Genomic DNA, 23,725 nt, shown 5'->3' with positions numbered 1-23,725 from the left:
CTTAATTACTTGATAAGTATATATCTTCTTTATTTAGTACATAAATTGGGATTAGTTTTCGACTACTCGCGACGATTTTTTTTGTATGCGCGTTAATTACACGTGTATTTACAACAACAGCATCACTGCGATAAATTAATGTACCCGCTAATACATGGCTCGCCATTTGCTCTTCGCTAAGCTTTTCAATATCACGCGAGAAAGCAAAATCACCACGGCTATTTACATCTATTGTTTGGGTTGTCTTAAAATCAACCACGCCATAACCAAACTTTTGTAACTGATGAATTAATGTTTCAGAAATTTGATTACCCAATTGATTACTTTTAGTAAGCGATGAATCAAGATCGACCAAAGTAGTAACAGCAATATTAATGTTGGTGTCGGTATCACTTTCATACTCAAGCGTATCAACCAAATCAAGTGCCATTTGCTCTACATAGTTAGAAAGTGTTTTATGGTGCTGAAGTGGTGTAAATTGATTGCCGTTAGCATCGTCTTGAGTTGATTTTTGCTCGGCTGTTTTAAGCATGCTTGCTAAGTCATAATTTACTTGTGTGGTTGAAGATGCATTCATTTCAGCACTTTCATTATTTTGAGTAAAGGCACAACCAGTTAAATTAGCTAAAGCAAAAAAAACGATAAAGCGGTTTAATAATTTACTATACATAATTATCTCACTTGCTTGCTTGTTTTAACATTATGCCATCAGTGCGATAGCTACTATTAAGCGCATCAACAACCGACTGTGGAATAAACCCTTGTGCAGAACCGACTACGGCCTTACTTTCTAGCCCAACAATACGTGCATTAACAAGTACACCACCTTGATGGTTTACAAGCGTACCGGCTAGTACATACTTAAAGTTTTGATCTTGATTTAGCTCTAAATAGTCGCGACTAAATACAAAGTCGCCTGTTGAGGTAACGCGCATATAATCAGTTGTTTTAAAATCAATAACGGGTACACCAAAGCTGTGTAATTCATGCATGAAGCTTTCTGCAATTTGATTCCCTAGTAAGCTACCATCGTTGTAGTCTTCATCTAAAAAAATAAAACTCGAAACAGCTAATGGTGTTTGTTCACTTACGTACTGTAAGTTTTCAACCATGTCTTGCATTATGCCGCGCACATAATGGTTAATATTTTTACGCATTGGCGGTGTTGCTTTTGTGTAGTTATCTTGTGGAGCCATTCCTGACTGAAATAAGTTATCGTCAGAAACAGGCGCTGCAACGTCGCGTTGGTTACTCACCAGTTGATTGCTTTGCTCACTTTGTGGTGTTGCGGTGTCTGTATTCATTGTGCCTAGTATTTGAGAGCAACCAAAGCCCAGTGGTAAGCATAATGTAATTAATAGGTTTTTCATTTTGTGCTCCAAATTAGTATTCGCTTCGGTATAAAAGTCCGTCACGCTGCTGAATTTTCTCATTGCCCCACATTACATTAATTGGGATCTCGGTACTTCCCGCAGAGAGCACCTGTTTATTTTCTATATTCACAAGCCGTGCATTAACTATGTATGCATGCTGCTGGCGAGTCACTGTTCCTGTGATAACTAAGTCAATATTTTGGCGATTACGTAATTTACTTAAATCGCGACTTAAAATACTGTCTGAGTTTTCTAATAAAGAGAGGTTATTCCCAAGTCTGTACTCAACGGTGTGATAACCTAGTTGAGTAAATTGCGTAAGCAGACTTTCTTGGATCTGCTGACTTAAGCCTGAGGCCTGCCCTGTCACTAATTTTGTATCTAGTGCATCTGCATAAAAGAAGCTACTAACGCCAACACGTGCATTAGCATTTAACGCTCCATTTAGGTGGTTAAGTTGCGACGTTAAATTAACTACATAGTCATTAACCGTAAAAGGAGCCATGGCCGCTTTAGGTGCATTTGTAGGCACACTTGGTTCTGGTGGTGGCACCAAGTTACAAGCAGCTAAATTTAAAAATAATAAAGGCAGTAAAAGGCGCATAATTGCCATCCTCTTCAAAACATACTGAGGATAAAGCAATTTGTATGCCTATATCGTACTTCTGTAAGGTTGTTGAACATAATAGCTAACAAAACATGTTACTTGTTGCTTTATAAGGGCTAAACAATCACTTTTTGCGTCCGCTGAATTACTATAAGCACCTAACTTCAATCGATAAAAAGTTGTGTTATTAACACTTACGGTTTCTACATTTATCTCAGTGGGTGAGATAATATTTTGTGGTATTTTTTCTTGGAATTCGCTGAGCTTCTTATGCAATGCATTTTTATTTTTAAAAGCGGCAATTTGTAAAGCAAACAATGCCGAGTGGGTTTTTAATATACTTTCGTTATTGACTTCATCATTTACAAGACTATTTAGAGAATCAGAATCATTCAGTTGTTTTAGATTAGTAGCAAGCTGCGTTAATTTATTTTCTAACTTGAGTAGCTCCTCTACTTTTGGTTGAGAGCTTTCCCATTGTGCCGCAGAGATTTTGAGCTGCTCTAAATCAGACTTTTCAATAAGAATCGGTTGCGGGGTTGCTTGAGTCATTTTAACTTGTTGAGATGAGTTACATGCAGATAAAACAAGTACACCCATTAGCATCATGCATTCTAAACTCCATTTTAATAACATTTAACTTCCCTAAAATGACGTTGTTTAGGGGGTTATTTATCCCCTAAACGTATTTAATTATGAAGGGTGCATTTTATGGATAAACAATTTTTAAGCAAGTTTCTTAACTACAGCCTTACTGGCTTATCGGTGTAGTTACTTACTATGCAATCGAGTTTATACAGCTTGAATACGTCACAGTCTGCTTTTGCATTTTTAAAGTTTTGGTAAGAGCCAAGTTTTAGCCTGTAAAACATTTTGTCGTTTATTTTGGCGGTTTCTACGTTAGTCAATATTTTGTCTCTAAATAACGGTGCTGCTTTAGTATTTAGCTCTTGCCATGCTTTAGCCACACCTTGCTCTGAGTCAACCGAAGCTACTTGCAAAGCAAATACATGTTTTGGTTTATTTAATTTTACAGCTTGTTTTTTATTACTGTAGTTTTGTTTAACTTGTTGGCGTGACTTAACATTACGTGTGTTTCGAGGTGAACGTACAGACTTGCTGCTATACCCTTGATTAGACTGCGCAATTGCTTTGCTGTTTATAATATCAATATGATTTACGAGATAAGTTATTTCTTTTTCTAACCTTAAAATTCGCTCTATGCCTTCACGAGCTTGTTGCCACTGCATTGCGGCATCTTTTAGCTGAGCAAGTTCAAGGGCTGTAATTGATACGTAGTCAGGCGAGTTACTTTGAGGCTGTTCATCAATAGTTTTTATTTCAGGCGTAACGCTGCATGCTGTGCCAAATAAAAGCATTAGCAAGCTGAATAAAAACCCAATGTTATTTTTTTTATATATAAACATGTATTTGCTGTCCTGAAAGCAGTGTTCTTACACTACATTTCAGTTAAACATTCTCACAAGAAAGCGTTTAACTTTATTTAAGCTGTGAGCTATAAAACTTAGCTCTTCGCATGCTTGTCAGTGTTTTGTAAAACACAACGTTGCATACTCCCACCCTTCCTTGAGAGCATTATTTAATACAAATTTAATGCCAGTTAACACAAACTTTACAACATAAATAACAATATGTCTGTAATGACCTAAAAATTTTATTTTTAAAGAGGCTCCTTTCTTATTTTACTCTAGGGCCTGTTGACCTTTCAGGATTAAAACTTGTTCAATCTAGGGGCTATTTAATCGCGGCGCGAGGTTTGTAACCTAGTGGGCTCGATAACTGCTCCTGCGTTATTCTACTGACTTACATCCCTGTAAGAATAAGTAAAAACCGAGTAAAGCTTCCGCGTCCTGCTCACGCCCCTTACCTACATCCATGTAGGCAACAAAGAGTAAATTGCCCCGAGGCAGAACCCTTCGGGCAGCGCATGTTTGGCATCTATACTACGTTATCACCTATTTATGGGGAATAACCACACTACATAGGCTCTGCCTTGCCTAAATACCAAACAGCCTGCTGCAAATTTAGCCTCGAAAGATAAACAGGCCTGATAAAACTCATAAAAAAGGCGCCGATATAGGCGCCTTTCATGATTTACATTAACTGTTAAATCAGTTTTTTAATAAATGACTTTAATTCATCAGCAAATTCATCGCGACGAAGTGCAAATTCAATAGTCGCTTTTAAATAACCAATTTTACTTCCACAATCGTGGCTACGGCCTTTTATAGCGTATGCATCTACTTTTTCGTGTTCCATTAACATCGCAATTGCGTCAGTTAATTGAATTTCATTGCCTGCTCCTTGCGGAGTTTTTGCAAGTAACGGCCATATGTTTTCGCTTAATACGTATCGACCCACTACAGCTAAGTTAGATGGCGCTTCGTCTACTGGCGGTTTTTCTACCATGTTAAAAATTGGCGAGCTTTCACCTTGTTTTAAGTCAACATCGCCTAAATCAACCACACCAAACTTATCTACTTCATCCATTGGTACTGGCTCAACCATTATTTGGCTATGCTTGTTTTGCTCAAAATTAGCGATCATTTCTGCTAAGTTATCTTTTTTAAGATCGCTCTCTACATCATCAATAATTACATCAGGTAGAATAACTACAAACGGTTCGTTACCAATAATAGGCGCAGCACAACTAATAGCATGGCCTAAGCCTTTTGCTTCACCTTGGCGTACGTGAATAATGGTTACGTCTTTAGGGCAGATTGCTTGCACTTCGGCAAGTAGTTGCCGCTTTACACGCTTTTCTAAAGTAGCTTCTAGTTCAAAGCTCGTATCGAAGTGATTTTCGATTGAATTTTTACTTGAGTGCGTTACTAACACTATTTCTTTAATGCCTGCAGCAACGGCTTCGTTTACTACATATTGAATTAAAGGACGGTCTACCACTGGCAGCATTTCTTTAGGAATTGCTTTAGTGGCTGGTAACATACGAGTACCAAGGCCTGCTACTGGGATCACTGCTTTCATTTTATGTTTTCCTTAATCTTTTATTATACTGAAAATGGATATTGAATCGCTTCGTGGCATTGATAGCCTATTACTTCAAAGTCGTCTCGTGTTACCCACGCTTCTATGTCTTCTAATGATTTAATTTTTGGATTAATTTTTAACTGAGGTGATTCAAATGGCTCACGCGTTAACTGCACGTCTCGCATCAGTTCAAGTTGGTTTTCGTAAATATGTGCATTAGCAATTTTATGATACGCCTTACCCGCTTTGTGGCCGGTAATTTGAGCCACTAGCGCAAGCAACACAAAACACTGAATTTGATTAAAATTAAGGCCAAGTGGCACATCACAGCTTCGCTGGTATGACGTTAAATATAGCGTATCACCAAGTAAGGAGAAAGTGTGTGTATGCATACACGGGCGCAGGCAACCAAGCTCAAACTCACCTGGATTATAAAACGTGATTATTTCACCACGGTCATCAATGCCATTTTTTAAGTTATTAATAACTTTTGAAAGCTGATCAAGCGTTGAGCCATCTGGTCGTTGCCAACCACGACCTTGTACGCCGTAAACACGCCCCATGTCATCCTCACCTTTACGGTTAGGATTATTAAGCCATGCATTGTTATCGTTTGCGTTAGCATCCCACGTTTTACAGCCAATTTCACGAAATTGCGCAGCGCTGTCGTACCCGCGTAAATAGCCTAGCAATTCAGCAATCGCTGCTTTGTAGTAACTTTTGCGTGTAGTGATCATCGGAAACTGATTATTAGCCACATCGTATTCTAAATCAGCATTGATAACGGTTAAACAACGCGTACCTGTACGTTTATTTTCGACCCACTGCCCTTCGTCAACAATACGCTGACATAATTCTAAATATTGTTTCATGCGTTACTTCTTATTATGCTTTAGCTGTGGTTATTTGTTTAGGTTGTTTATATGCCCAAATTAATAAGCCTAAACCACCTACAATCATAGGTAACGAAAGTATTTGTCCCATTGATATAAAGTCGGCAAATAAACCTAATTGTGCATCGGGTTGGCGGAAATATTCAATACAGAATCTAAACACGCCATAACCTAATAAAAATACACCGGCTACGCTGCCTGCTGGACGTGGTTTTTTAATAAACCATTGCAGGATTAAAAACAGCACTAAGCCTTCAAAAAATGCTTCGTATAATTGCGATGGGTGACGCGCAAGCGGACCGCCCGTTGGAAATACCATTGCCCATGGCACGTCGGTAACACGCCCCCATAATTCACCGTTTATAAAGTTACCAATACGTCCAGCTAAAAGCCCTACAGGAACCAGTGGTGCAACAAAGTCGCCCACTTGAAGAAGCGACTTTTTACGCGTCCACGAAAAAATTGCGACGGCAGTTATAACGCCAAGTGTTCCACCATGAAACGACATACCGCCCTGGTCTATTCTAAATAAATACAGTGGGTTTTCTATAAAGTAGCTAAACTGGTAAAACAATACGTAGCCAATACGCCCACCTAGTATTACCCCTAACATGCCGTAAAACAGTAAATCGCTTACTTGCTCTTTAGTCCAACCCGAATTTGGCTTTGATGCTTGACGATTTGCAAACCACATCGCAAATGCAAAACCTATTAAATACATCAAGCCATACCAACGTACGCTTAGCGGTCCAACAGAAAAAATAATTGGATCAATTTGAGGAAACTCAAGTGCCATAAAAAATAAACCTTTAGCTAAAAACCATTTTAATTGCGATAACTACAAGCAGCACCGCGAAAACTTTCTTAATTGTATTAACAGGTAAATAGTGAGTTGCTTTGGCGCCAATAGGCGCAACAAACCACGAGGTAATAACAATTCCAAATAATGCAGGTAAATAAACAAACCCAGCAAAACCATGCTCTAAATCGGTAACATGCCAGCCTGCGCTGATGTAACCAATAGAGCCAAATAATGCTATAACAATTCCGCACGCGGCTGCGCAGCCAATTGCTTTTTTTATATCAACCGAAAAATAATTAAGCATAGGTACTATTAAAGCACCACCACCAATACCAATTAAACCTGATAATCCGCCCATTATCGCAGAAAATCCACCTAAAATAGGACCTGCTGGTAACGGTTTATCTGACATCGGTTTATTACGCGCGGATAGCACCATTCTTGCTGCAATAAATACAACACTTATAGCAAACACTGTACGCAATATTTGTTCAGGGATTAAACTTGCTGCAAAGCCACTAATAAGTGCACCTAAAGCCACACCCGACATAACCCATGGGGCAATATCCCAAGGCACGTTATCATTTTTATGATGAGCCAGCGCTGAAGACGTTGAAGTAAATAAAATAGAAGCGAGTGAGGTTGCAATAGCAATTACTAATACATGATCAGCCGACGTTACATTAAATGAGAGTAGCAGAGTGCTTAGAACTGGAACGATAATTAAACCGCCACCAATGCCTAGTAACCCAGCTAAAAACCCAACAATACAGCCTAGTAGTGCGCAGCTTGCGACTAACAAACCTAAGTCATACATAGTAATCTCAAATACCCTTTTAAGGTTTATATATTAAAGGATTATAAAACTAATAGCATCTGTGTATTGCAATTAATTAGGCGTATAAGCTTATTTGGGAGTGTAAAACAAATCACCTAATTTATGCTCTAGCATAAAGCTTCGCGTTAAACGTAGTACTTGTTTGGCTGTGGATTGCGCTAAGCATTCACTTAATAGTTGTTCCATGTCACTGACATTTAAACGCCTAAGTACCCATTTAACTTTATTAAGCGATGATAAATTCATACTAAGGCGCCTGTAACCCATGGCAATAAGCAAAATAGCCCCTTCAGGATCGCCACCTAGTTCACCACACAAACTAAATGGCAGTTCATATTGTTCACATTCACGCGCTACTTTATTTAGTACCCTGAGTACGCCCGGGTGATAAGGGTTAAAAAGTTCGGCAACTCGTGCATTAGCCCTGTCTACTGCTAATAAATACTGTGTTAAATCGTTACTACCTACTGAGCAAAAATCGACTTTTTTTGACCACTCTGGAAGCATAAATACACTTGAAGGTACCTCTAGCATTATACCTATGTCGGGTCTTTCTATGGTTTGCTCTGGGTATTTTTCACTTAACTCAAAATAAGCCTGTTCAAATAACGCAAGTGACTCATCAACTTCTTCAGTGCCACTGATCATAGGGAGCATTATTTTTAAATTACCCAAACCAATGTTTGCTTTAAGCATCGCTTTTAGTTGATCTAAAAATAACTCTGGGTGATCAAGGCTAATACGAATGCCACGCCAACCTAAAAATGGGTTTTCTTCGGTAATGTTAAAGTAATCGAGTACCTTATCGCCCCCAATATCCAATGTACGCATAACCACAGGATTAGGATGATAGCTAGTTAGTACTTCTCGGTACCAATTTTCTTGCTCTGATTGCGAAGGAAACTGACCCTTTTGCATAAACCACGCTTCGGTACGGTAAAGCCCCACACCGTCACAAATATGCGCGCTACTTTGTTCGGTATTAAGCTCAAGGCCTGCGTTTAATAATAAGCTAACATGCTCACCGTCAAGCGTAATTGATTCTGAGTCTTGCTCTGCTAAAAAGCGGTTATTAAGTAGGTTATCTTGATGCTGTAACTCTGTGTATTCATCCATCAACATTTGCGAAGGCGATATATATAAACGCCCAGCAAATGCATCTAAAATCATCGGTTTGCCATTAAACTGCAGTAGAGGTAAATCTTCTATACCCCAAATGGCAGGGATCCCCATCGCACGCGTTAATATAGAAGCATGGCTATTTGCAGAGCCATTTACGCTTACAACGCCTGTTAAGTGACCTTTTGGCACCTCAGCTAGCATGGCGGGTGTTAAGGTATTAGCAATTAAAATAGTGTTGGCCGGATAATTTTTAACAGCGTGCTCGGTATTTACAAGATGGTGTAATACGCGAAGACCAATGTCTTTAACGTCAACAGCACGCTCTTTTATATAAGGGTCTTGCATGGCATTAAATTGAGATATTAAACGCTCTATTACAATTTTTAGGGCGCTTTTAGCACACCAGCCTTCTTGTAATTGCATTTCAACATTATGCCCTAAACTTTTAGCGTCAAGCAGTTGTTGATACACATCAAATACCGCAAGAGCTTCGTGCGGAATAGAATCGCTTAGCGTCATAGATAGGGTATTAAATTCTTTGCGCGTTGCAGCTACAGCTTGTGTAAACAAACGGCGCTGCTCAGTAACGTCACTGTCTTTTAAAAGCTCAATAGATTTAAAATCGAGTTTTGGTAATACAACAAATGCTTGCCCTATACCTATTCCAGGCGCGCTCGATACGCCTTTTAAAACAGACGTTTGATGAGATGACTCATCTTGGCGGAGTATTTCTTTAATTTCAGCATGCGCTAACTGTGAAGCAAGCTGGGCAGAAAGCGTTATTAAAAACGACTCTTCGTCTTGGCTAAATACACGTGCCATTTTTTGTTGAACAACAATAACACCCAGTACTTTTTTTTGATGAACAACGGGTACAGATAAAAAAGCGTTGTAGCCTTCTTCGTTTACTTCGGGGGAGAGCTTAAAACGAGGATGCGATTTAGCAAATGCAATATTAATAGGTTCTTCGCGTTGCGCTACTAGGCCAACTAAACCTTCGGTAAAACCAATTCTAAACTTACCTACCGCATCGGGGTTTAGCCCTTCGGTTGCCATAAGTACAAAATTGTCTTGGCTGTAATCTGCAAAATAAATGGAGCAGCACTGGGTTTTCATGGCATCTTTAACCATTTGCACAAAGCACACTAATGCGCTGTCTAAATTCGCTTGTCGCGATACAGACTCCGCAATAGATCTCAGTGTAGCCAGCATACCCTGCTCCTTTATTGTATCGAGAAATTACTACCTTTTACTTCGCCAATGATCTTTATGTTGTTCTCTCTTATTAAAAGGCATGGCGAAAGGAGCAAACTCTTTCATTACTCGTCGATAAACATCCCGTTTAAACGATACAACCTGTCGTACAGGATACCAATAACTTACCCAGCGCCAATCATCAAACTCTGGATGATGGGTTTTAAGTAAATTTACATCTTCGTCTTTACAGCGTAATTTTAGTAAAAACCATTTTTGTTTTTGCCCAATACACACCGGACTAGAGTCTCGGCGGATTAATCGTTTGGGTAATTTATAGCGTAACCAATGTTTTGAGCTTGCGACTATTTCTACATCTTCTGGTCGCAACCCTACTTCTTCGTGTAATTCACGGTACATGGTTTGTTCTGCAGTTTCGCCATCATCAACACCACCTTGGGGAAATTGCCAAGAGTGTTGACCATAACGTCTGGCCCAAAAAACCTGTCCCTGATTATTGCAAATCACAATTCCGACATTGGCACGAAAACCTTCGGCATCAATCACCTTAGTGCCTCATTTGTAAGTCGATTTTTAATGATTGTTCCACATTAGCCGCAATACGGCAAATACTATTATACCCAAGCCAATTAGTGAGCTAAGTTTGAGCTTTTAGTATGTTGATAAATTAATAGAGAATAGGTAAATATTTAGAAAATAACTCAGCAAAGCTATTGCGGTTCTTGTTTTCCTCTAGTTACTCACAGTTTGTGCATAACTTTTGTAAAACACGCTCATTTTGCAAACAAATCCACAATATTAGATCTTAAAACTTAGCTTCTCCACAGATTCTGTGGATAAACATGTTCATATAGTTGTATTTATCCTTACAACTTTTAAATGGCTTAATCAAAACTGAACGTGCACATTTAAAAAAACCTGCAGAGTCAGTAACTTAAAGTAAAGTAGCTTAATTTCAATATGTGCAAAATTAACACAAACAACAAGCGAGCAAAAAACGTACAACCCTAAAGATATCCACGGCTTAGCCTATTTGCTATCATGGCTATGGTATTTATACAACCGAAATTAAGAATATGCGACCTACAAAACCACACTCAATAAACGACTTAATGCAGCGCGTTAACAGTATTGCCGGATTAACGCTAGGACAACTTGCAAACCATTACCATTTTAAAACACCTGATGACTTACTACGTGAAAAAGGCTGGACTGGGCAACTCATTGAATACGTACTAGGCGCTACTGCAGGCTCAAAACCCCTCCCCGATTTTGAAGATTTAGGAATTGAGCTAAAAACACTGCCTATTTCTTATAAAGGTAGGCCACTGGAAACTACGTTTGTATCGGTTACACCTTTAATGAACGTAACGGGAATGACGTGGCATACCAGCTCTGTGCGTAAAAAACTAAATCATGTTTTATGGCTGCCAATTTTAAGCGAACGTGATATTGCGCCGTTTGACAGAACTATCGGCAGCGGCTTTTTGTGGCAGCCTTCACCTGAACAAGACGCTTTGTTACAACGCGACTGGGAAGAGCAAATGGAGCTAATTGCGCTAGGTAGAGTCGACGAAATATCAGGCCATTTAGGCGATGCTATGCAAATACGCCCCAAAGCTGCTCATAGTAAAATAGTCACTGATGCTATTGGCCCAAATGGGCAAATAATTAAAACCCTACCCCGTGGTTTTTATTTAAAAACCAGTTTTACAGGTGATATTTTAAAGCAGCAGTTTCAGCTATGAGTGCGTAAGAAGTTAAAGCATGAGTAAAGCGTTATACTTTTGTGCTCCACTCTTTAGTGCTGCGTACATCAACAAGCTTAAAGCATACAATTTATTTTCATCTCTTTGGAAAAAGTATCAGGCATAAAAAATCCCCGCATAGGCGAGGATTTTATCATCTAAAATTAAAAGTTATATTCTATATAAAATAGAATTACTGACCTTTAACTTCTTTAAGACCGTTGTACGGTGCTTTATCACCTAATTGCTCTTCAATACGTAGCAATTGGTTGTACTTTGCAACACGGTCAGAACGGCTCAGTGAACCTGTTTTGATTTGACCTGCAGCAGTACCCACTGCTAAATCAGCAATTGTTGAATCTTCAGTTTCACCAGAACGGTGAGAAATAACAACAGTAAAACCAGCATCTTTAGCCATTTTGATTGCAGCTAAAGTTTCAGTTAAAGAACCGATTTGGTTAAACTTAATTAAGATTGAGTTAGCAATACCGTTGTCGATACCACGTTTTAAAATCTTCGTGTTAGTTACAAATAAATCATCACCTACTAATTGGATTTTATCACCCATTAGTTTAGTTTGGTGTGCAAAGCCATCCCAATCAGACTCATCAAGGCCATCTTCAATAGAAACGATTGGGTACTGATTAGTAAGATCTTGTAAGAAGAAGTTAAATTCTTCAGAAGTGAATTTTTTACCTTCACCTTTAAGATCGTAGATGTTTGCTTCTTTGTCGTAAAACTCAGATGCAGCACAATCCATCGCTAAAGTAATATCTTTACCTAGCTCGTAACCTGCGTTTGCAACAGCTACTTTGATTGCAGCAAGAGCCGCTTCGTTAGATGCAAGGTTAGGTGCAAAACCACCTTCATCGCCAACCGCTGTTGAATGACCATCAGCTTTAAGCACTTTAGCAAGGCTGTGGAATACTTCAGCGCCCATACGTAGGCCTTCGCGGAAGTTTTTAGCGCCAACAGGTTGGATCATGAATTCTTGAATATCTACAGAGTTATCTGCGTGCTCACCACCATTGATGATGTTCATCATTGGAAGTGGCATAGAGTAAACACCTGGTGTGCCATTTAAGTCAGCAATATGTTCATAAAGCTCAACTTTTTTAGACTGTGCAGCTGCTTTCGCAGTTGCTAGTGATACAGCTAAGATTGCGTTTGCACCTAATTTTTCTTTATTTTCGGTACCATCTAAATCTAGCATCACTTTATCAACAGCGTTTTGATCTAATGCATTTTGACCAGCTAAAGCATCAGCAATTTCTTTATTAATATAACCAACTGCTTTTAATACGCCTTTACCTAAGTAACGTGATTTATCACCGTCGCGTAACTCTAATGCTTCACGAGTACCAGTAGATGCGCCTGAAGGTGCTGCTGCACGACCCCAAGAACCATCTGCTAAATGTACGTCTGCTTCAACAGTTGGGTTACCACGCGAGTCCATAATTTCGCGACCGATTACTTTTACGATTTCTGACATCTTGATTCCTCTATATTCCCAAAATGGTGAGTTCGGCTAACTTTACTACGTTTTATATAGCTTAGTCAGCCCTTAAAACAAAAAAGCCGTGCAATATGCACGGCTTTTAAAATTACGAATTCGCTTTTTGGTGGATGTGTGCAGCTGCTACAAACCCTTCAAATAACGGATGACCATCACGTGGCGTTGACGTGAATTCCGGATGGAACTGCGCGGCAATAAACCATGGGTGATCTTTATTTTCGATAATTTCTACCAGTTTTTTATCTTCTGATAAACCAGTAAAGCTTAAGCCTGCTTTTTCAAGTATTTCTACGAAGTTATTATTTACTTCGTAGCGATGACGATGACGTTCAACAATTTCGTCGCTGCCATATACTCCATGTACTTTAGAACCAGGCGTTAAATGACATTTTTGTGCGCCTAAACGCATAGTGCCACCTAAATCAGATTTTTCGCTACGTGTTTCAACATTACCTTCAGCATCTAGCCATTCAGTAATTAAGCCAACTACAGGCGCTTCTGAATTTGCATTAAATTCTGTAGAGTTTGCATCCTTTAAACCTGCAACATTACGTGCATATTCAATTAATGCTACTTGCATTCCTAAACAAATACCTAAGTATGGTACTTTATTTTCACGTGCATATTTAGCTGCTAAAATTTTACCTTCAACACCACGTCCGCCAAATCCACCCGGTACTAAAATAGCATCTAAGTGTGAAAGTAATTCAACACCTTTGCTTTCTAAGTCTTGTGAATCTACGTATTCAATGTTGATTGTTAGGCGATTTTTAAGACCCGCATGCTTTAATGCTTCGTTAACCGATTTGTACGCATCTGGTAATTCAATATATTTACCAACCATACCAATGGTCACTTCACCCGTTGGGTTAGACTCTTGATAAAGTACTTGTTCCCACTCAGCTAAATCAGCTTCTGGTGGATCTAAGTGAAAACGACGACATACAAAGTTATCTAATTCTTGTGTTTTTAATAACGCAGGAATTTTATAAATGCTGTCTACATCTGGTAGTGAAATAACCGCTTTTTCTTCTACGTTTGTGAATAATGAGATTTTTGCACGCTCATTATTAGGTAGTTTACGGTCTGAACGACAAATAAGAATATCTGGCTGAATACCGACTGAGCGTAACTCTTTAACAGAGTGCTGAGTTGGTTTCGTTTTAACTTCACCGGCAGGGCCTAAAAATGGCACTAGCGTTAAGTGAATAAATAGCGCGCGTTCGCGGCCAATTTCAGTTCCCATCTGACGAATTGCTTCAATAAACGGTTGTGATTCAATATCACCTACAGTGCCGCCAATTTCTACAATAGCAATATCATAACCTTCAGCACCGTCGTATACACGCTGCTTAATATCGTTAGTGATATGTGGAATAACCTGAATTGTAGCACCTAGGTATTCACCACGGCGCTCACGACGTAATACGTCTTCATATACACGGCCTTGTGTGAAGTTATTACGACTAGTCATTTTGGTACGGATAAAACGCTCGTAGTGACCTAAATCAAGGTCAGTTTCTGCGCCGTCTTCTGTAACGTAAACTTCACCGTGTTGAATTGGGCTCATTGTGCCTGGGTCAACGTTGATGTAAGGATCCAGCTTTAAAATGGTAACATTTAAACCACGGGCTTCTAAAATAGCGGCCAGTGAAGCTGCGGCAATACCTTTACCCAACGAAGAAACAACTCCGCCAGTAACGAAGATAAATTTTGTACTCATGCGAACCCTAGAATATCAGGAATTAAAAGGAATATAACACCCAAAGAAGAGCCTAAGGGTATATCATCAAGACGGGGCGAAATTGTACCAAAACACTGCTTATCAATCCAGCTAAAATTAGCTAATACGCGCACAAAAAATGTGCACTATTTAACATTAAGCCTATTTTACTTTTTTAATCGCATCCCACGCACTATCCATCTCTTCAAAGGTTGCTGTATCTAAGCTTTTACCTTGCGCATGCAAATAAGCGTTTACCTTTTCAAAACGCGCTGAAAACTTATCATTAGCGCTACGAAGCAGTTGTTCGGGATCTCGTTTAACATGGCGTACAACATTAACAGTGGCAAAAAGTAAGTCGCCGAGCTCTTCCGCTGTATGATCAGATAACGGGTCTTGCTCAATCGCTTCTTTTACTTCAAGCACTTCTTCACTCACTTTATCTAGTGCACCATGGTACGTTGGCCAATCAAAGCCAAGGGAAGCCACGCGTTGTTGAATTTTTTTGGCTTTACTTAAGCTTGGCATATTGCCAGGGATATCTTGCCAAAAAGAAGGGGATTCGGTTTGCGCTCTAGCACTTCGCTCCTGTGCTTTGATTGCTTGCCACTGCTGCGATAATTGATCGTCTGTTAGCTCTTTTTTTTCACCAAACACATGCGGGTGACGACGGGTAAGCTTATCGTTTAATTGCTCTACTAGATCATTAAAATCAAATAGATTTTGCTCTTGTGCAAGTTGCGCATAAAAAACTATTTGAAATAGCAAATCACCCAATTCACCTTTAAGCTCATCTAAGTTGCCTGATTCAATACAGTCGGCAACTTCGTACGCTTCTTCTAGCGTATGCGGCACAATAGATTTAAAATTTTGCTTGAGATCCCACGGACAACCGCCCTTGGGATCTCGCAGTGTTTTCATTATGCTAAGAAGTTGTGTAAGCGCTGTATTATCATTCATGATTAATGACCACGCTTGGCATCATGTACACCTTCAATTTGGTGTAATTTAGAAAGAACACGGTTAGTACCCGATAAGTCATGTACTTCTATTTGCATTGTAAATATAGCTAACTGATTATCTTCAACCGTATTTACGTTCATGTTTAAAACATTTACTTTTTCATTAGCAAGTACTGAGCTTATATCGCGTATCAACCCTGAACGATCGGTGGCTTCTATTTTAATACTTAGTGCGTACGAGCCGTTAATATCATCTGACCAACTTACCGAAATAACACGCTCAGGATGCTGGTTTTTTAAGTTATTAAACGAATCACAGTCTTCCTTATGAACACCTATTCCTCGACCTTGGGTTATATAACCTATTATTTCATCGCCAGGTACTGGGCGACAGCACTTGGCTACATGGCTCATTAAGCTGCCAACACCATCAACCACAATGCCGTTTTTATCACCAGTTACTTTACTTGGTGCTTTAATGCGAATAACCGGCTCATCTTCTGTCCGATCACTTACAAAGTTAAGCATTTGATTGAGGCGAACATCGCCCGCACCAATCGCAACCATTAAGTCATCCAGCTCTTTAAAGTTAAAACGCTTAATGGCTGGCTCTAAATCTTTATATGTTAAATTGAGCTTTTGTAGTTCGCTGTCGAGAATTTCTTTCCCCGCACTTAAGTTTTTGTCGCGGTCGAGCTGTTTAAACCAGTGGTGGATTTTAGCTCTAGCACGGGATGACTTAATGTATCCTAATGACGGGTTTAACCAATCACGACTTGGATTTGGTTGTTTTTGGGTGAGTATTTCTACCTGATCCCCTGTTGTAAGTTGATGCGTAAACGGCACTATTTTGCCGAATATTTTTGCACCAATACAACGATGCCCCACATTTGAGTGGATGTAGTAAGCAAAATCAAGCGGTGTAGCGCCAAGTGGTAAATCGATAATATCGCCGCTTGGGGTAAATATATATACGCGGTCTTCTACTACTTGGTTTTTAAGCTCTTCTGCTAAATCGCCACCATCAACCACTTCTTCTTGCCATTGGAGTAGTTTACGCAACCAGCTAATTTTTTGCTCATAACCCGAGCCGCGCCCTGGTAATGCACCTTCTTTGTACATCCAATGTGCAGCCACCCCTAACTCAGCATCTTGATGCATGTCGCTGGTACGAATTTGTATCTCTACCGTTTTACCTTCAGGTCCAAATACCACGGTATGAATTGACTGATAGCCATTTTGTTTTGGGGTTGCTACATAGTCGTCAAACTCTTTATTAAGATGACGCCAATTGGTGTGCACAATGCCCAGCGCACCGTAGCAGTCTTGCAATCGTTCAACGACGATACGCATTGCCCGAATATCAAAAAGCTGATCAAACTCGTAGTTTTTTTGCTGCATTTTTTTATAAATGCTGTAAATGTGCTTAGGACGGCCATAAACCTGGGCCTCTATACCCGCTTCACTTAAACGATTTTTTACTTGCTCAACCATATCTTCCATGTAGGCTTCGCGTGTAAGACGTTTGTCGTCAAGTTGTTTGGCTATGCTTTTATAGGTGCCTGGGTGCAAATATCTAAACGATAAATCTTCCAGTTCCCATTTTAATTGCCCTATTCCTAATCTGTTTGCCAATGGTGCAAAAATATCAGCCGTTTCTTTAGCGGCAATGACGCGGTCTTCTTCATCCGCATTTTTTACATTGCGTAAATGACATACCTGCTCGGCAAGCTTAATGACCACGGCGCGCACATCTTCAACCATGGTTAATAACATTTTTCGAATATTATCAACTTGCATAGTGCCTTTACCTTGATGCGATAAAGTACTAATAGTGGCCATTTGTGCAACCCCAGTTAGCAGCATGGCAATGTTATTCCCAAGCTGCTCTTCGATGGTTTCAAGCGATATTAAGTCGTTTAAAAAATACGGGGTTAAATACGCAGTAGCTAACGATTCGGGGTCGAGATTTAGCTCAGCTAAAATTTCAACCATTTCGATTGCAGTAGTTTGCCTGCTTTCACTATCACATTTTACGCAGAGCGCTTGGGCTTTAGTAAGTAGCTCTGTTTTTTCTTCAGACAAGGCAAGAAATGAAAGCCGAGTGCTAAAATCTGTTGTCTCATCTTGTTGATGTGATTGTCGTGTAGCTACCATAATGCGTTCTACCTCCGTTGAAATAACGCCATAGTTTCAATATGCCCTGTATGAGGAAACATATTCATTAGCCCAATTTTATTAAGATCAAAGCCAGCTTGTGAAATAATTGCGCTGTCACGGGCTAAAGTAACAGGGTCACAAGAGACATATAAAATAGTTTTAAACTGCTTTAAAGGTAATTCCTCTAATACAGCCATAGCACCAGTCCTCGAAGGATCGAGTACAAGCACATCTAAGTTTTTGCTAAACCATGGGGCGCTCTGTATGCTTTGGGTTAAATCAAAGCAATGAAACTGCGCATTGGTAATAGAGTTAGTTTGCGCATTTTGAGCAGCCATTGCAACCGCTGAAGTCACACCTTCTACACCAATTACAGATTTTGCTTGTTTTGCTAACACTAATGAGAAATTACCAATCCCACAAAATAAATCCAATAAATTTTCATCACCTTTTAAATCAAGCCAATTTGCAGCTTGCTTTAACATAGCTTCGTTAACTTGCGCATTTACCTGAATAAAATTACCTAAACCAAATTCAAATTTTAGATCAAATTCTTTAAGATAATAAAATGGCATGGCTAAGTGTGAATGTTCTATTGCATCGCTCTCGCTTTGCCATACAATTTTAAACTGCTGGCTTTTTGTTATGTGCTCAACCAAAGCCTTTGTATCATCATTAATTGCTTTAGTGTGACGAATAACAACAAAGTTTTGTTTATCACTTTGGCATAACTGTAAATGGCTTATACTGTGCAGTGCTTTGTGTTGATTAATTAAATCATCAAAAAGTGTAAAAACATCTGTAAATACTTCATCAAGTACTGCACATTTATTAATACTCACAATATTTTTTGAGCCACTTGCTCTGTAACCCACGCGCATTTTTTTAGCTGCTTTATCAAACATAACAGCTATACGAGCGCTGCGTCTGTAATGCACAGGTTTACTTAATAATGGGGCTTGCCAGTTTAAGCTGTTTAATTTAGCAAACTTACTAAATAACTGAGTAACTGCAGTTTGTTTTTCTACAACTTGTTGGCTTTCTTCTAAATGCTGTAATTGGCAACCACCACACCGATTATAGTGCTCACAAAAAGCATCTACTCTTGATTCACTCGCTTTAATAACTTTAATTACTTTTGCACTGCTGTATTTAGCTTTATCTTCGACGAGTGTTGCTTTGACTGTTTCGTTTGGTAATGCACCGCTTACAAAACATACTTTATTGTTATGTTTAGAAATGCCACGCCCTTGATGATCCATTCCCGTTATAGTTAATTCTAGTGTTTGTTGCTTTAACGGTTTTTTTTTCGCTTTAAAAATTTGCGCCATTAGGCATTACCTTAACTTTATTTATGAAGCACCTATATTTAGATGCTTTAGAATGCGTGTTGAACCGTATATACTCAAGTCATACTAATAACGATAAAACGCTCTCATTATGACCAAATTAGGCTTACGCGATTCTGTTTTAACACTGACCCTGATCCCAACGGTGATCATAGGATTACTACTTGGTGGCTATTTTACAATAAATCGTTACATTGAGCTTGATGAAATTTTATATCAGCAAGGCACTACTATTTCTGAGCCCCTTGCTATTGCGCTTGAGCAACCCATGCTCGAAAAAAACAAACAGCTATTGAATCGCCTTATAAGCTACACACATAACAAGCACTCCCCTACAATTAAGTCGATTGCAATTTTTGATAAAAATAATGCGCTATTAATGACCAGTAATTATCACCGCTCATTTGAAAAGTTAATTAGTCAAAAAACGCTCATAAATTTAAAAACCACCCATGTGCAAAAGTCAGATGAGCTTGTTACATTTTTCACACCCATTATTAACCATACAAGTCACGATTCTAAATGGGACCCGTCGGCTTTTCAGTCATCTCTGGGCACCGTTATTATACAGCTAAATAAAGACCAAGCTGTTATAGGGCAACAACGAGCTTTATTAATTAGCGGTATTGTAATTATTTTATCATTGGTGTTTGCAGCTATTTTAGCTTTAAGGTTAAGCCGCATGTTTATGACGCCGCTTAATAAGTTAGTACTTGCAACCGACAAGTTGGTTGAAGGTAAAAGAAGTACTGGCCTTAACGACAACATGATTGGTGAGTTTGAGTTACTTCGCGAAGGCTTAAACACCATTGCTCACACTATGGTGATGCAAAAAGATGAAATGCAAAAAAATATTGATCAAGCAACAAGCGACTACCGCGAAACACTAGAGCAATACGAAACGTCAAATATAGAGCTCTCGTTTGCTAAAAAAGAAGCGCAAGATGCTAACCGTGTAAAATCAGACTTTTTAGCTAAAATGAGTCATGAGCTTCGTACTCCGTTGAACGGTGTTATTGGATTTACACGTCAGCTTTATAAAACACCGCTGAATAAACATCAAAAAGATTACCTCGACACTATTATGCTCTCAGCAAATAGTTTAATGACTATTATTAGCGACATTCTAGACTTCTCCAAACTAGAAGCGGGGGCAATGGAGCTTGAGTCGATACAGTTTCAACTTCGTGATGCTGTAAATGAAGTAATGACACTACTCGCTCCTAGCGCACACGATAAGCAATTAGAGCTATCCATTTACATTAACCAACAAGTACCGGATGACTTAACAGGCGATCCCACTCGCTTTAAACAAGTCTTAATAAACCTGTTAAGTAATGCGATTAAATTTACCGAAAAAGGCTCTATTAAGGTCGACATAAGCCATCGGTTACTCGACGACGAACGCACTTCTTTACTTGTGTCAGTAACAGATACTGGCGTGGGTATACCTATGGATAAGCAAGACTCTTTATTCACTCCATTTGGGCAAGCAGACTCAAGCATTACACGTAAGTTTGGTGGTACAGGCCTTGGTCTTATTATTACCAAGCATATTGTTGAAGCAATGAGTGGTCGTATAACGTTAAATTCTGCGCCTGGTAACGGTACCTGCTTTACATTCAATAGTGTGTTTAGTTTGCCAAATCACGTATTTACAAATGACTTACCGACTAAATCGCTCATTGGTAAGCGTATCTTATATTTAGAGCCACATGAGCATACGCACCATGCCGTACTTTCGTTATTAACCCAGTGGGAATCAAACGTTACGGCATGCTTTAACGAAACTAGCTTTTTAGACGCTATAAAAAATACTGAACATAAATATGACGTTTGCTTAATTGGCCATATGGCATCAGTTGATGATATGCAGCAACTAAAAAGCTATGTAAAAGCCGTACGTGAATCTACTGATTACTTATATTTAATGCTTAATACTGTATCGCACAATATGCGAGAAGCCTTTATAGGCAGCGGAGCTGATGCATGTTTAAGTAAGCCACTTAATCACCGTAAGTTATGTGAAGTACTTGCAGCACCTTACAGACTTGACCACCCGACTCATAATATTGAACAAAACGATCAAGCTCTACTGCCGTTAAAAGTATTGGTTGTTGATGATAACGATGCTAATTTAAAACTTCTCCATACTTTGTTAAGTGAACAGATTGAAGTAATAGAAACGGCTCATAATGGTTCACAGGCATACAGTTTAAGTAAAAGTCATAAATACGACATAATTTTTATGGATATACAAATGCCAATTATGGACGGTATAACCGCATGTAAGCTTATACAAGAATCATCACTTAATGAAGACACACCCATTATCGCTGTAACGGCACACGCCCTTCAAAGCGAAAAAGAGCAACTACTAAAAGATGGCTTTAAAGGCTATTTAACTAAGCCTATTGATGAAGATATGCTTAAACAAATTATTAGCGACCATAGTCCACAGACTCCTGTTAATCGTGACAAAGCTAAGACAGATACACCACAAAGTCCTGCACCATTTCAAAGTAGTAGAATTGATTGGGCACAAGCCCTGCAGCGTGCTGGCGGAAAGAGCGAGTTAGCGCTAGAGATGCTTAACATGCTACTTTTAAGTGTCCCTGAGACCCTTACATTACTTGCTAAAGCAATAGAGAGTAACGATTGCCAGCAAGTGTTAAGTATTGTTCATAAATTTCATGGTGCATGTTGTTACACTGGTGTACCAAAACTTAAATCACTCGCAGAAACAATCGAAACATCGCTTAAAAATAAATGCTTGTTAGAGAATATTGAACCTGAATTATTTGAGTTACAAGATGAGCTTGAAAACTTACTTGCAGATGCAAGTGTGACCGAACTGCAAAGATAAGCTTTGAATTTTAGATACAAAAAAACGCGGTATTTACCGCGTTTTTTTATTAAGCTTTTTAAATACTTATGTTTGCTTATCTTACATTCTTGCTTCAATCATTAATCGTTTCATGTCGCGTACGGCTTTATCGAGCCCATCTATCGCTGCACGAGCAATAATAGCGTGACCAATATTTAGCTCATAAATCTCAGGCATTGCAGCGATTGGTTTCACGTTATGATAATGAAGACCATGGCCAGCGTTAACAATCAAACCTAAGCTTGCTGCGTATTTAACACCTTCACGAATGTGCTCTAACTCTTTGTGTAAATCAGTATCATTTGTGGCATCAGCGTACGCGCCTGTGTGTATTTCTACATAAGGAGCACCACATTCTTTGGCTGCATCTAACTGTGCTTTATCTGCATCAATAAATAGCGATACTTTAATACCCGCTTCGGTAAGCGTTTTTGTTGCTGCTTTAATTTTATCTATATTACCGGCTACGTCTAAGCCACCTTCGGTTGTTAATTCTTCGCGCTTTTCAGGTACTAAACACACGTACTCAGGTTTTACTTCAAGCGCGATTTTTATCATTTCATCGGTAACAGCGGTTTCAAGATTCATACGAGTTTGAATGGTTTTAGCCATTACATAAACGTCGCGATCTTGAATATGGCGTCTGTCTTCACGTAAGTGAATCGTAATACCGTCTGCGCCTGCATGCTCTGCTACACTGGCTGCATGAGCTGGTTCTGGATAGCTTGTTCCACGCGCTTGGCGAAGTGTTGCAATATGATCTACGTTTACACCCAAAAGAATATCTTTCATTTTCTTACCTGTAAAATTACGTTTATTGAGAGGCCATAAATAGCTCGCGGCTTTTTAATGGTTTACTACCTAATAAGGGTTTTAATAAATAGCGACTTAATTGCTTTGCCATATATAGCACATCATTTTGGCTAAAGTCATGATTTGCTATGGCGTTGAGTTGTTTGCCACTAAATCCAGAACGTGTATCTTCTTGTACTAAAAAACCAAGTTCGGGGAAATAACTATACGTCTGCTTTTCATCTATTGGTTCACCACTGGCGTCAAAACTAAAATCCACGCCATAACCGAGTAATTCCAATAGTTGAAACTCGTATGAGCGAAGCACCTCTTGTAAATTAGCCCCGCTGTTTAGGTTTGATAGATGAGTTTTATATAGCTCAAATACTTGTTCAATTGGCTCGTTAACAGGAACGATACGATTTGTAAGCTCATTTAAATAAAAACCACAATAAAGCTCATCACCTTTTAAAAAGTGCGAGTTCCCATGCAGTTCAAACTTATTGATATATTTTAAATCGTACTTGCCACTGTAATTAACAAGCAGTGCCTGAAACGGCTGAAGTTGTGCTTTATGTTTAGTGGCCTGGCGACCACTAATTCGGGCCAGCATTCTTAACTGACCAACGCCTTCTACAAGCATATCTAACATTACTTGGGAGTCACTATAAGGACGCCGATGTAATAAATACGCGGTGTAGAAGTCGCTATCCATTCACTAAGCTACTG

At 39.2% G+C, this 23,725-nt stretch carries 20 protein-coding genes; 2 read left to right on the top strand and 18 right to left on the bottom strand.

Annotated features, from left to right (window positions below):
- Position 1 precedes the first annotated feature (1 nt).
- From QMA08_RS04800 to rppH, 11 genes are all read right to left on the bottom strand, one after another.
- Positions 2–670, bottom strand: coding sequence for a FlgO family outer membrane protein (locus tag QMA08_RS04800; protein ID WP_182716108.1), 669 nt, complete (start codon positions 668–670; stop codon positions 2–4).
- Positions 671–677: 7 nt separating this feature from the next.
- Positions 678–1,370 (bottom strand): FlgO family outer membrane protein, encoded by a 693-nt coding sequence (locus QMA08_RS04795; RefSeq protein ID WP_024589981.1) that lies wholly within the window; start codon positions 1,368–1,370, stop codon positions 678–680.
- A gap of 13 nt (positions 1,371–1,383) precedes the next feature.
- Entirely contained in the window at positions 1,384–1,977 is a 594-nt protein-coding gene (locus QMA08_RS04790) for a FlgO family outer membrane protein (RefSeq protein ID WP_182716107.1), read from the bottom strand.
- 48 nt (positions 1,978–2,025) lie between these two features.
- Positions 2,026–2,616: an SPOR domain-containing protein gene (locus QMA08_RS04785; RefSeq protein ID WP_138488674.1), complete on the bottom strand. Its 591-nt coding sequence runs from the start codon at positions 2,614–2,616 to the stop codon at positions 2,026–2,028.
- Positions 2,617–2,723: 107 nt separating this feature from the next.
- Positions 2,724–3,407, bottom strand: a complete 684-nt coding sequence (locus QMA08_RS04780) for an SPOR domain-containing protein (protein ID WP_182716105.1) — start codon at positions 3,405–3,407, stop codon at positions 2,724–2,726.
- A 700-nt stretch (positions 3,408–4,107) separates the two neighbouring features.
- The gene (gene galU / locus QMA08_RS04775) at positions 4,108–4,986 is read right to left on the bottom strand and encodes a UTP--glucose-1-phosphate uridylyltransferase GalU (RefSeq protein WP_002958699.1); all 879 of its coding nucleotides are present in this window, start codon (positions 4,984–4,986) and stop codon (positions 4,108–4,110) included.
- Between the two features lie 23 nt (positions 4,987–5,009).
- Entirely contained in the window at positions 5,010–5,861 is an 852-nt protein-coding gene (locus tag QMA08_RS04770) for a thymidylate synthase (protein ID WP_290173805.1), read from the bottom strand.
- A gap of 13 nt (positions 5,862–5,874) precedes the next feature.
- A complete protein-coding gene (gene lgt / locus QMA08_RS04765) occupies positions 5,875–6,678 on the bottom strand; it encodes a prolipoprotein diacylglyceryl transferase (protein WP_002958701.1) in 804 nt (267 codons plus the stop codon).
- Positions 6,679–6,691: 13 nt separating this feature from the next.
- The gene (locus tag QMA08_RS04760) at positions 6,692–7,501 is read right to left on the bottom strand and encodes a sulfite exporter TauE/SafE family protein (RefSeq protein WP_002958702.1); all 810 of its coding nucleotides are present in this window, start codon (positions 7,499–7,501) and stop codon (positions 6,692–6,694) included.
- Between the two features lie 90 nt (positions 7,502–7,591).
- On the bottom strand, positions 7,592–9,856 hold the full coding sequence (gene ptsP, locus QMA08_RS04755) for a phosphoenolpyruvate--protein phosphotransferase (protein WP_002958703.1): 2,265 nt from the start codon (positions 9,854–9,856) through the stop codon (positions 7,592–7,594).
- A gap of 30 nt (positions 9,857–9,886) precedes the next feature.
- Positions 9,887–10,405, bottom strand: coding sequence for an RNA pyrophosphohydrolase (gene rppH, locus QMA08_RS04750; protein ID WP_002958704.1), 519 nt, complete (start codon positions 10,403–10,405; stop codon positions 9,887–9,889).
- A 530-nt stretch (positions 10,406–10,935) separates the two neighbouring features.
- Here rppH and mutH point away from each other — a divergent pair.
- Positions 10,936–11,607, top strand: coding sequence for a DNA mismatch repair endonuclease MutH (mutH, locus tag QMA08_RS04745; protein ID WP_165723564.1), 672 nt, complete (start codon positions 10,936–10,938; stop codon positions 11,605–11,607).
- Positions 11,608–11,800: 193 nt separating this feature from the next.
- On the opposite strand, the gene eno is transcribed toward mutH, so the two are convergent.
- From eno to rlmD, 5 genes are all read right to left on the bottom strand, one after another.
- Complete coding sequence (gene eno / locus QMA08_RS04740) at positions 11,801–13,099, bottom strand: phosphopyruvate hydratase (RefSeq protein WP_002958706.1); 1,299 nt, start codon at positions 13,097–13,099, stop codon at positions 11,801–11,803.
- A 112-nt stretch (positions 13,100–13,211) separates the two neighbouring features.
- Positions 13,212–14,846: a CTP synthase gene (locus QMA08_RS04735; RefSeq protein ID WP_290173804.1), complete on the bottom strand. Its 1,635-nt coding sequence runs from the start codon at positions 14,844–14,846 to the stop codon at positions 13,212–13,214.
- A gap of 162 nt (positions 14,847–15,008) precedes the next feature.
- Positions 15,009–15,806: a nucleoside triphosphate pyrophosphohydrolase gene (mazG, locus tag QMA08_RS04730; RefSeq protein WP_290173803.1), complete on the bottom strand. Its 798-nt coding sequence runs from the start codon at positions 15,804–15,806 to the stop codon at positions 15,009–15,011.
- 2 nt (positions 15,807–15,808) lie between these two features.
- Positions 15,809–17,965: a GTP diphosphokinase gene (relA, locus tag QMA08_RS04725; protein WP_024594977.1), complete on the bottom strand. Its 2,157-nt coding sequence runs from the start codon at positions 17,963–17,965 to the stop codon at positions 15,809–15,811.
- A gap of 8 nt (positions 17,966–17,973) precedes the next feature.
- Positions 17,974–19,299: a 23S rRNA (uracil(1939)-C(5))-methyltransferase RlmD gene (gene rlmD / locus QMA08_RS04720; protein ID WP_290173802.1), complete on the bottom strand. Its 1,326-nt coding sequence runs from the start codon at positions 19,297–19,299 to the stop codon at positions 17,974–17,976.
- Between the two features lie 109 nt (positions 19,300–19,408).
- Here rlmD and barA point away from each other — a divergent pair, with 109 nt between their 5' ends.
- Entirely contained in the window at positions 19,409–22,183 is a 2,775-nt protein-coding gene (gene barA, locus QMA08_RS04715; protein WP_002958711.1) for a two-component sensor histidine kinase BarA, read from the top strand.
- An 81-nt stretch (positions 22,184–22,264) separates the two neighbouring features.
- Here barA and pdxJ read toward each other — a convergent pair whose 3' ends face one another.
- Positions 22,265–22,996, bottom strand: a complete 732-nt coding sequence (gene pdxJ, locus QMA08_RS04710) for a pyridoxine 5'-phosphate synthase (protein WP_290173801.1) — start codon at positions 22,994–22,996, stop codon at positions 22,265–22,267.
- A 22-nt stretch (positions 22,997–23,018) separates the two neighbouring features.
- Positions 23,019–23,711 (bottom strand): DNA repair protein RecO, encoded by a 693-nt coding sequence (gene recO, locus QMA08_RS04705; RefSeq protein ID WP_002958713.1) that lies wholly within the window; start codon positions 23,709–23,711, stop codon positions 23,019–23,021.
- Positions 23,712–23,725 lie beyond the last annotated feature (14 nt).

It is taken from the genome of Pseudoalteromonas sp. APC 3355 (assembly GCF_030407615.1).
Lineage (GTDB): Bacteria > Pseudomonadota > Gammaproteobacteria > Enterobacterales > Alteromonadaceae > Pseudoalteromonas > Pseudoalteromonas distincta.
Note: the sequence above shows the minus strand (reverse complement) of the source record. Positions and strands in the feature narration are given on the sequence as shown.

Coding starts and splice junctions, on each gene's coding strand:
- QMA08_RS04800 (WP_182716108.1), bottom strand. CDS start 670: ATGTATAGTAAATTATTAAACCGCTTTATCGTTTTTTTTGCTTTAGCT.
- QMA08_RS04795 (WP_024589981.1), bottom strand. CDS start 1,370: ATGAAAAACCTATTAATTACATTATGCTTACCACTGGGCTTTGGTTGC.
- QMA08_RS04790 (WP_182716107.1), bottom strand. CDS start 1,977: ATGCGCCTTTTACTGCCTTTATTATTTTTAAATTTAGCTGCTTGTAAC.
- QMA08_RS04785 (WP_138488674.1), bottom strand. CDS start 2,616: ATGTTATTAAAATGGAGTTTAGAATGCATGATGCTAATGGGTGTACTT.
- QMA08_RS04780 (WP_182716105.1), bottom strand. CDS start 3,407: ATGTTTATATATAAAAAAAATAACATTGGGTTTTTATTCAGCTTGCTA.
- galU (WP_002958699.1), bottom strand. CDS start 4,986: ATGAAAGCAGTGATCCCAGTAGCAGGCCTTGGTACTCGTATGTTACCA.
- QMA08_RS04770 (WP_290173805.1), bottom strand. CDS start 5,861: ATGAAACAATATTTAGAATTATGTCAGCGTATTGTTGACGAAGGGCAG.
- lgt (WP_002958701.1), bottom strand. CDS start 6,678: ATGGCACTTGAGTTTCCTCAAATTGATCCAATTATTTTTTCTGTTGGA.
- QMA08_RS04760 (WP_002958702.1), bottom strand. CDS start 7,501: ATGTATGACTTAGGTTTGTTAGTCGCAAGCTGCGCACTACTAGGCTGT.
- ptsP (WP_002958703.1), bottom strand. CDS start 9,856: ATGCTGGCTACACTGAGATCTATTGCGGAGTCTGTATCGCGACAAGCG.
- mutH (WP_165723564.1), top strand. CDS start 10,936: ATGCGACCTACAAAACCACACTCAATAAACGACTTAATGCAGCGCGTT.
- eno (WP_002958706.1), bottom strand. CDS start 13,099: ATGTCAGAAATCGTAAAAGTAATCGGTCGCGAAATTATGGACTCGCGT.
- QMA08_RS04735 (WP_290173804.1), bottom strand. CDS start 14,846: ATGAGTACAAAATTTATCTTCGTTACTGGCGGAGTTGTTTCTTCGTTG.
- mazG (WP_290173803.1), bottom strand. CDS start 15,806: ATGAATGATAATACAGCGCTTACACAACTTCTTAGCATAATGAAAACA.
- relA (WP_024594977.1), bottom strand. CDS start 17,965: ATGGTAGCTACACGACAATCACATCAACAAGATGAGACAACAGATTTT.
- rlmD (WP_290173802.1), bottom strand. CDS start 19,299: ATGGCGCAAATTTTTAAAGCGAAAAAAAAACCGTTAAAGCAACAAACA.
- barA (WP_002958711.1), top strand. CDS start 19,409: ATGACCAAATTAGGCTTACGCGATTCTGTTTTAACACTGACCCTGATC.
- pdxJ (WP_290173801.1), bottom strand. CDS start 22,996: ATGAAAGATATTCTTTTGGGTGTAAACGTAGATCATATTGCAACACTT.
- recO (WP_002958713.1), bottom strand. CDS start 23,711: ATGGATAGCGACTTCTACACCGCGTATTTATTACATCGGCGTCCTTAT.